Origin of the sequence: Synechocystis sp. LEGE 06083 (assembly GCF_015207725.1) — a bacterium.
Taxonomy (GTDB): domain Bacteria; phylum Cyanobacteriota; class Cyanobacteriia; order Cyanobacteriales; family Microcystaceae; genus Synechocystis; species Synechocystis salina.
In genome coordinates, this window is sequence record NZ_JADEWJ010000166.1 from 1 (window position 1) to 8,576 (window position 8,576).

At 42.9% G+C, this 8,576-nt stretch carries 8 protein-coding genes; 5 read left to right on the top strand and 3 right to left on the bottom strand.

The window, feature by feature from the left end; translation table 11 throughout:
- On the bottom strand, window positions 1-3,571 hold a 3,571-nt coding region (locus IQ219_RS12850), incomplete at its 3' end, for a hydantoinase B/oxoprolinase family protein (RefSeq protein ID WP_194072866.1).
- Between the two features lie 92 nt (window positions 3,572-3,663).
- Window positions 3,664-3,828, bottom strand: coding sequence for a YqaE/Pmp3 family membrane protein (locus IQ219_RS12855; protein WP_038530201.1), 165 nt, complete (start codon window positions 3,826-3,828; stop codon window positions 3,664-3,666).
- Between the two features lie 73 nt (window positions 3,829-3,901).
- On the opposite strand from IQ219_RS12855, the gene IQ219_RS12860 reads away from it, so the two are divergent.
- The 5 genes from IQ219_RS12860 (at window position 3,902) to IQ219_RS12880 (ending at window position 8,219) form a co-directional block, all read left to right on the top strand.
- Window positions 3,902-4,045 carry a hypothetical protein gene (locus IQ219_RS12860; RefSeq protein WP_194072867.1) on the top strand — a complete coding sequence of 48 codons (144 nt, stop codon included), beginning with the start codon at window positions 3,902-3,904 and terminating at the stop codon, window positions 4,043-4,045.
- An 87-nt stretch (window positions 4,046-4,132) separates the two neighbouring features.
- Window positions 4,133-4,351, top strand: a complete 219-nt coding sequence (locus tag IQ219_RS20140) for a hypothetical protein (RefSeq protein WP_228017052.1) — start codon at window positions 4,133-4,135, stop codon at window positions 4,349-4,351.
- Window positions 4,352-4,583: 232 nt separating this feature from the next.
- Entirely contained in the window at window positions 4,584-6,095 is a 1,512-nt protein-coding gene (locus IQ219_RS12870; RefSeq protein ID WP_194072868.1) for a protein kinase, read from the top strand.
- A 17-nt stretch (window positions 6,096-6,112) separates the two neighbouring features.
- Window positions 6,113-6,982: a D-alanyl-D-alanine carboxypeptidase family protein gene (locus IQ219_RS12875; RefSeq protein WP_228017053.1), complete on the top strand. Its 870-nt coding sequence runs from the start codon at window positions 6,113-6,115 to the stop codon at window positions 6,980-6,982.
- Between the two features lie 160 nt (window positions 6,983-7,142).
- A complete protein-coding gene (locus tag IQ219_RS12880) occupies window positions 7,143-8,219 on the top strand; it encodes an FHA domain-containing protein (protein ID WP_228017054.1) in 1,077 nt (358 codons plus the stop codon).
- Between the two features lie 23 nt (window positions 8,220-8,242).
- On the opposite strand, the gene IQ219_RS12885 is transcribed toward IQ219_RS12880, so the two are convergent.
- Window positions 8,243-8,576, bottom strand: a 334-nt coding sequence (locus IQ219_RS12885; RefSeq protein WP_194072870.1) for a transposase, incomplete at its 5' end; no start/stop codon positions are given.

The window sequence follows — 8,576 nt, forward strand, 5'->3', positions numbered from 1 at the left end:
CCAAAATGGACACCGATAGAGGCTGACGAAATTGAAACTGGCGCACAATGCCATTACCACCGGAGAATTGTCCCTCACCACCGCTGTGGGAGCGAATGGCAAACTGTTCTAATAACACAGGAAAACGACTTTCTAAAATTTCCGGGTCGGTCAAGCGGGAATTGGTCATGTGGGTTTGCACAGCGTCACAACCGGCAAAACTAGGGCCAGCCCCACTGCCCCCAGCAATAGTTTCATAGTATTGATATTGTCCATCGCCAAAGGTGAGATTATTCATGGTGCCCTGGCTAGCGGCCAGGCATCCCAACGCTCCGTATAACGTGTCGGCGATCGCCTGGGATGTTTCCACATTACCGGCCACCACCGCTGCTGGGTATTGAGGATCGAGCAGACAACCGGGGGGAATAATAATCTTCAACGGTTTGAGACAACCAGCATTGAGGGGAATAGGTTCCTGGACGAGGGTACGGAAAACGTATAAAACCACCGCCTGCACCACCGCTTTGGGCGTGTTGAAATTATGATTGCCCTGGGGAGAAGTGCCAGAAAAATCAATGGTGGCAGTACCCTGGGAAGTATTAACGGTGATAGCCACCGCAATGCGAATGCCATTGTCCATTTCCGTCACAAATTGACCAGACTTTAACTTGGTGATCGCCTGGGTTACGGCTTGTTGGGCATTGTTTTGCACATGGAGCATATATTGCTGCACGGTGTTTAAGCCATACTGGGACACCATATTTTCTAAACCCATTATCCCCCGCTGATTGGCGGCAATTTGGGCAGAAAAGTCAGCCAAATTTTGCTCAACATTACGGGCGGGGTAGGGACTATCTAATAAATGGGCTCGAATAGCTTCTGTTTGGAACTCTCCTCCTTTAACTAATAACTCGTTGTCAAATAAAATGCCTTCTTGGTTAACATTTTGACTGTGGGGCGGCATGGAACCAGGGGTAATTCCTCCCAAATCCGCTTGGTGACCGCGGGAGGCAACATAAAATATAATTTCCTTGCCAGTCGAGTCAAACAGAGGCGTTATTACCGTCACATCCGGTAAGTGGGTACCACCGTTATAGGGATCATTGGAGAGATACACATCCCCCGGTTGCAATTGCTGACGGCGATCGCGCAGAAGCGCTTTAACACTTTCTCCCATGGAGCCCAAATGGACAGGAATATGGGGGGCATTAGCAACCAAATCTCCGTGGGAATCGAAAATAGCACAGGAAAAATCAAGGCGTTCTTTAATGTTTACTGAACTGGCAGTATTTTGCAAAACAATGCCCATTTCTTCGGCAATGAATTGATAAAGATTTTTGAATATTTCTAATCGCACCGGATCGACTGGAATTCCATTACTATTTCCATCATTGCGATTGTTTAAGTTAACTTTAAATTCATTTTGGGCATTAATTAAATCACCCCCATCTTCTGTGTTATTAGCTATTTTTTCCAACATTAAATGGCAGGATTGGGGTTCCCCTGGTTTTGCTGATCCCGACTGGGCTTGCCAACCCGGATCAATCACAATGGTGCCGGTGCCTTCCACAATCATGGCGGGCCCTATGATTACCTGTCTCGGTTCTAACTGCTGACGTTGATACACAGGAATGGAATGCCATTGGCGATCGCCATAGAAATCCACCATTTCCACAGCCTGGGCCGGCTTTGTTGCGGAAGTTAAACAGGGCTCTGGGGGCAAATCCAGCGGTTGGATATACTCTAAACTAATGGAAGCAATGGTGAGGGGAGTACCCGTTTGACTAAAACCATAACGTCGCTGATGCTGATGGGTGAATTGTTCCGTTAAAATGGCTAAATTTTGGCAAAAATCGAGACTTAAAGTGGTGTCAGTGCCCTGGTATTTCAGGTCAATTTGACGACGGATGGTGGGTGAATAATTAGGATTTTGTTCGTCGTTATTGCTATTATTATCAACAGTAAAAGTCCCAGCTAACTGTGTTTCTAAGGTTTGATAATGGGCGAGTAAATTGCTCAAATTGTCCGCCGTTAAAGGTTGCTCAATGGTCATGGCCCGGAGGGCTCTCTGTTCGGCTAAACCCATGCCATAGGCTGAAAGTACACCGCTGTAGGGATGGAGAAAAATCTTGCTAATGCCCAGGCGATCGCCTAATCGACAAACCAGTTGCCCCCCTGCTCCCCCAAAGCAACAAAGGGTGTAATTCTCCAGGTCATAGCCCCGTTGTAAGCTAATTTTTTTAATGGCATTGGCCATATTTTCCACGGCGATCGCCAGAAAACCATCTGCCACTTCCACCGGGGTAGGTTGAGTTGCGGTGGATTGGGCAATTAGGGTGGCTAAATCGGTGAATTTTTTTTGAACAATATCAATATCTAAGGGTTGATTTCCTTCTGGACCAAACACAGGGGGAAAATAGTTTTTTTGCAATCTTCCCACCATCACATTGGCATCGGTCACTGTTAGCGGCCCACCCCGACGGTAACAGGCCGGCCCAGGATTTGCCCCCGCAGAATCGGGACCCACTTGGTATCTTTGTCCGTCAAATTTTAAAATGGAACCGCCCCCCGCCGCCACTGTATGGATGGCTAAGCTTGGTACCCGCAAACGGACTCCGGCAATTTCCGTTTCCCACAATCGTTCATAAGTGCCATTGGAATGGGCGACATCGGTGGAGGTTCCCCCCATGTCAAAGGTAATAATATTGCTAAATCCTGCTCGCTGGGATGTTTTGACTGCGCCCACAATGCCCCCGGCGGGCCCAGACAGGATACTATCCCGCCCCTGGAAATGACTACTATCTACCAGCCCCCCATGGGATTGCATAAACTGTACTGTTATCCCTGGTAATTGCCCCTGCACTTGGTCAACGTAACGCCGGAGCAGAGGGGAAAGGTAAGCGTCAACTACGGTGGTATCGCCCCGATAAATGTATTTAATTAGGGGGCTAACTTCAGAAGAACGGGAAATTTGAGTAAAGCCAATTTTTTGGGCAATTTCAGCAATGATTAATTCATGGTCAGGATAGCGATAACTGTGCATTAAGGCGATCGCCACACTGCGAATTCCTTGGTCATAGGCCTGTTGTAAGTCCTGGTTAATTTGATGCTGGTCTAGGGGTCGTAAAATTTCTCCTTGGGCATCAATTCTTTCCACTGCTTCAACGACTAGGCTATAGAGCAGACTAGGCTTTTTAATCTCCAGGGCAAAAATGTCCGGTCGATGCTGATAGGCGATCGCCAACCCATCCCGGAATCCTTGGGTCATTACCAAAACTACAGGGTCCCCTTTGCGCTCCAGTAGGGCATTGGTGGCCACAGTGGTACCCATTTTTACCAAGCTAACTTTTTCTGGGGTAATGGGTTCGGTGGTTACTAAACCTAAAATGGTGCGGATGCCATGGATGACTGCATCGTTATAAAGTTCAGGATTTTCTGATAATAATTTAAATAAAATTACCGTTTCTTTTGTGGGTAGGGCAAATACGCTAAATCGTCCATCTTGAGCGCATTGTTGGGCCAACTTTTCATCTTTGGTAATGGCAACAATATCGGTAAACGTTCCGCCCCGGTCCACAAAAAATTTGGTCATGTTGAACTTGATTGGAGGGCAATAATCTGTGGTTAACCATGGCTGGCCAGACCAAGACTGATCGTCTGGCCATGTTTCTTAAGTCAAATAGACTAATTTTCCCTGGCAATGACCCAAATCGCATGGACGAGGCCAAGGATGTATAGCCCAAAAATGGTTAGCAGTAGGTTAATCCAAAAGTCTTTGCCAATACCCACCTGTAAGAAAACCCCCAGGGGCGGCAAAAGAATCGCGCAAATGATTTTAACAATGTCCATTAGTTCACTCCAATGTGTTTTGATAACCAGGATTGTTTGAGGGCCCAACGGCAAAGACAGGCAGAAGTGTCCCATGGACTATGCTATCCCATCCCCCCATGTTGACAAAGTTGGGTTTATAAATACTAGCAAAATTAAGGTAAATATCTCGGCGTTGCCCTATCTCGTCCATTCCTATCTACGGCGATCGCCCCGTAAGGAGTTTAACGAAAGTTAATCAAACAGTTCTAAAGGAATGGGATCCTTTAGCGAAAACTAGGGTAATATTTTTGTAAGTTTGTCGGTATGAGCTAACGGTGCAGCCATGAGAACTATTTTCAAGCTGAGAAGACTGCCTTTTGTCTATAGTTTATCTTTGCTGACCATGGGCTCTATTATGCCCCCGGCCTTGGCCGATTATTCGGCGATCGCCCAGGGAGTGAGGGGCCGGGGTTGGGCCAGTGGACATTCAACGATGGAGAAAGCCAGACAAGCCACCTGTCGAGGTAATGGTGGTGGAAGTTGTTTTGTTTCTACGGCTTAACGAGACTCCTGGTATTTTGTGGGTGGTTACTGTGATGGTATGCCCTACACAGCGGCTTCTAAGTATAACTGGGATGTTGCGGCCGGCATTTTGAGAAATAAAGGCAAAAAAGATCGAAATTATGACTGTTATATTGAAGTTGAAAAATAAATTAGGCTTTTTCAAATAAGTTAAGTAAGTTGAGTTTAAATTTCAGTATTTTAAGTGTTTTTATTTCAAATAGGTAAACAACATGAATGCTCAACTTCTCAACCGCTATGAAATTGTCAGATCTCTTGGTTCAGGAGGATTTGGAGAAACTTTTTTAGCTAAAGATACTCAGATTCCTTCTCAAAAGCTAGTCGTGGTAAAGCGACTAAAACCGGCCACTGCTAGCAGTAACACCTCCACAGAGCTAATTCAAAAGCTGTTTGAGAAAGAGTCTTCAGTATTAGAAGATTTAGGAGAACACAATGGGCAAATCCCAAAATTATACAGTTATTTCTCAACTAATGATGAATTTTACTTAATCCAAGAATATATTCAAGGAGTAAGTCTAAGTGAAATTGCTCCCATTAATTCAGAACAAGCGAAAACCATTCTTTCTTCTCTTTTAACCACCCTCAAATATATCCATAGTAAAGGTATTATTCACCGAGATATTAAGCCAGAAAATATTATTTTGCGGGATAGTGATCATTTGCCTGTTCTAATTGATTTTGGTGCAGTTAAAGAAACCATGGGGGCTGTTTCTCTCAGTTCTGGTTCTACTGTTAGCTCTGTAGTTATTGGCACTAGGGGATTTATGGCTCCAGAACAAAGTGCAGGGCGTTCTGTTTTCAGCACCGATCTTTATGCTTTAGGATTAACAATTATTTACGCTCTCACCAAAAAATTACCTGTTGAATTTGCCACTAGTCAATTGACTGGAGAATTAGATTGGCAGAGCCATGTACCCGACATAAATCAACAGTTGACCGGAGTACTAAACAAGGCCATTCAAATGGAGCCTAGCCGTCGATATCCGACCGCAGATGCTATGTACCAAGATCTGCATTCTTTAGCAAGTTTTGGAGCTGAAACAGTGCCTCCAATGGAAACTGTTCGAGTAACACCTAGTAATGAATTTTTGACTTCCAGTAGTTCGAGTTTTAACTCAGCAACCAGGGTATCTACACCAATCAGTTCTGAAAAAAGTAGTGAAAAAAGTAAATCAAAAATTGCGACGCTATTAACTATTTTAATTGGTATAATTGTTGTATCAGCTGGCTTGGGTGGAGGATTTGTTATAACTCAGCAAATTAAGGAAGCTGAAGCCAGAGCAGCCCAAGCTGAAAAAGAAAAACAAGAGGCTGAACAAAAACGTATAGAAGCAGAGCAGAAAATAGCTGAGGAAGAAAAACGTCAAAAAGAGTTGGAAGCTCAACGTATTGAACAGGAACGCCAACAACTAACAGCAGAAGCAAATCGAGCTAAGCAAGAAAGACAACGTTTGGCTGCAGAAAGACAAAGAGTTCAAGCTTTAGCCAATCAAGCAAGGGCTATGGCTGGCGGTGCTAGTGCAACTATCGGGGGAATCCCTGGGTCCAAAAATATTCGTTCTGGTCCTGGAACAAATTATGGCGTTGTCACCCAAGGTTATACAGGTGATGGACTCGACATTTTAGATAGTAGTACGGATTCCGGTGGCCATGTTTGGTACAAAGTTTATCACTATGGTTCAGGAGCAACAGGTTGGATGGCCAGTCAACTAGTAAACTTCTAGATTTGGTTCTAAGGAAAATGCTAAAATTCTTAAAGAATAATTTTCAGTTGGTGAATTTTTTCGTTGCCGCCCTATTAGTGGGAATGTTGTATGGATGGTGGTATTTGCCTAATTCTAAACATTTATCCGTCAATGAAGAGAGTGCAATCCATAATCAAGAAAAAATTGCGGTTAACAACTCCCTTGAAAATAGGGAGCTTTCTTCTCTCCCGGTTCCCACTCCGAGTCCAACCAACCTGGAACCATTAATAACTGGAGTACCTGAAACCCAGGCTAGTCCTCTACTACCGGAACTTCCATCAGATTATGAACAATTATCTCCACCAGTGCAACAACAAATATTAGAAGAAATCCCTAATAATGTTGCTGTTAAAACTAATTTAGGCCATTATCCTTTTTCCGAAAATAGCCAGCAAAGATTAGTAAAAGTTGGTGAATATTACGGTCGCAGTGAATCCTTAGACCAAGAAGCAGCCACTGCTTTTAAAAGAATGCAGGCTGATGCCCAAGTTCAAGGAGTAAAGCTGACGATTATTTCTGGATTTCGTTCCATTGCATCCCAGGATGCTTTATTTCAAAATCAAATTAAAAGAAAAGGTGGAAAAGAAGCAGCAGCAAGGTTTAGTGCTCCCCCTGGGCATAGTGAACATCACACTGGCTATGCCTTGGATATTGGAGACGGTGCTAATCCGGCTAATGATTTGAAAATAAGTTTTGAAAACACATCTGCCTATCAATGGCTAGTTAGAAATGCTAATAAGTATGGCTTTGAGCTTTCTTTTCCGCCTGGAAATAGTCAAGGGGTAAGCTATGAACCATGGCATTGGCGCTATGTCAATTCACCACGAGCAAACCAAATTTTTATGGCAGCTCGAAGTGGCATTTAATATGGATAATTTCTTATATAAATATCTTGCTTCTCAATAGGCAAAAATGCAGAAATAATAAAACCATAACAACAACAGAGAAATGACAAAAATTTAGTTTATATTCAATATGAAACAACGAATACAAGTGAGTAAAAGTTATGAACGTTAATGTGTCTCAATGAATCAAAGTAATAGACCATATATTGTTGTAACTAATCAAGGTCAATCATTACCTCCCTTTGAGTTAACTAAAAACAAACATATCCTTGGTCGTGATTGCCAATTTGCTGACTTGCTCGTTCCCCCTGATTGGGGCGTTATCAGTCGTTGCCAAGCAACCTTAGTAGAAAAACAAGGCAATTACATTATCTATGACGGTGATGGCGTTAATCCCAGTAGTAATAAGCTGTTTATTAATCATCATTTAATCGCCCATGATATTGGCTACCCCTTACAAAATGGGGACATTATTAAAGTTGGTCAAAACATTAATATTCTCATTACCCTGAAATATTTCAATTCCCATAGTCTGAGTAATGTTAATCAAGCATCCTTGTCATCAATTAATTTGCAACAAAAATCCGTGGTTATCGGCCGGGATGAAACTGCTAACTTACAACTGCTTTCTCCCGCGGTTTTTCGTAAGCATGCCGTCCTAGATTATTTGGAACCTAGCACTTATCTTTTATATGATTACAGCACCAATGGTGTTTATGTTAACGGGACTAAAGTTAACGGAAAAATTATAATTAATACTGCCGCTACTATTAAAATTTTACCCTACACCCTACTATTACAAAACAATCAGTTATTCATTGCCGACACTGGGGATAATATTCGCCTAGACGCCCGCAATATAGTCCGCACGGTAAAGGGTAATGGTAACGAGCAAATCACCCTGCTCAACCAAATTTCTTTACCCATTGAACCAGGTCAACTAGTCGCCCTAGTGGGAGGTAGTGGTGCAGGCAAATCAACTTTTATGCGAACCTTGCTAGGCATTGAACCTACCACCACTGGCACCGTTTATCTGAATGGGGAAGATTTGAGAAATAACTTTAATTTGTATCGAAATCAGATTGGTTATGTGCCCCAAAAAGATATTATCCATAATTCCTTGACCGTGGTGGAAGCTCTACGATATGCGGCGAAATTAAGGCTGCCTCAAGATGCTGATATTGACGAAATTATTGAAAAAACTCTAGGGCAAATTGAAATGCAGGAACGTCGCCATGTTTTAGTGAAAAACTTATAGCTAATTAGGATAATTATGAGACGTTAAGCTATGCAGTAATCTTGAATAACCTTATCTATGCTAGTACCCGGAGGTGCGTACATTCTCGCCCTCTTTAATGCACTAAAATCATGCTCTATATCATTCAAATCTGGAGAATAAGTTGGCAAAAATAACACAATGTGTCCTGCAGATTCTACTATTTCCCTAATCCTTCTTTTTCGATGAATGGGGGCGTTATCCATAATCAACACCGACGTCATTGTTAATGCTGGTATTAAAAAGAATTCAAGCCATCCTTCAAAACCTGTTGCATTTAAGCTTCCGCTGAATAACATCGGCGCTATTAAGTCTTTTTGCATTTTTCTTCTTCCTGCT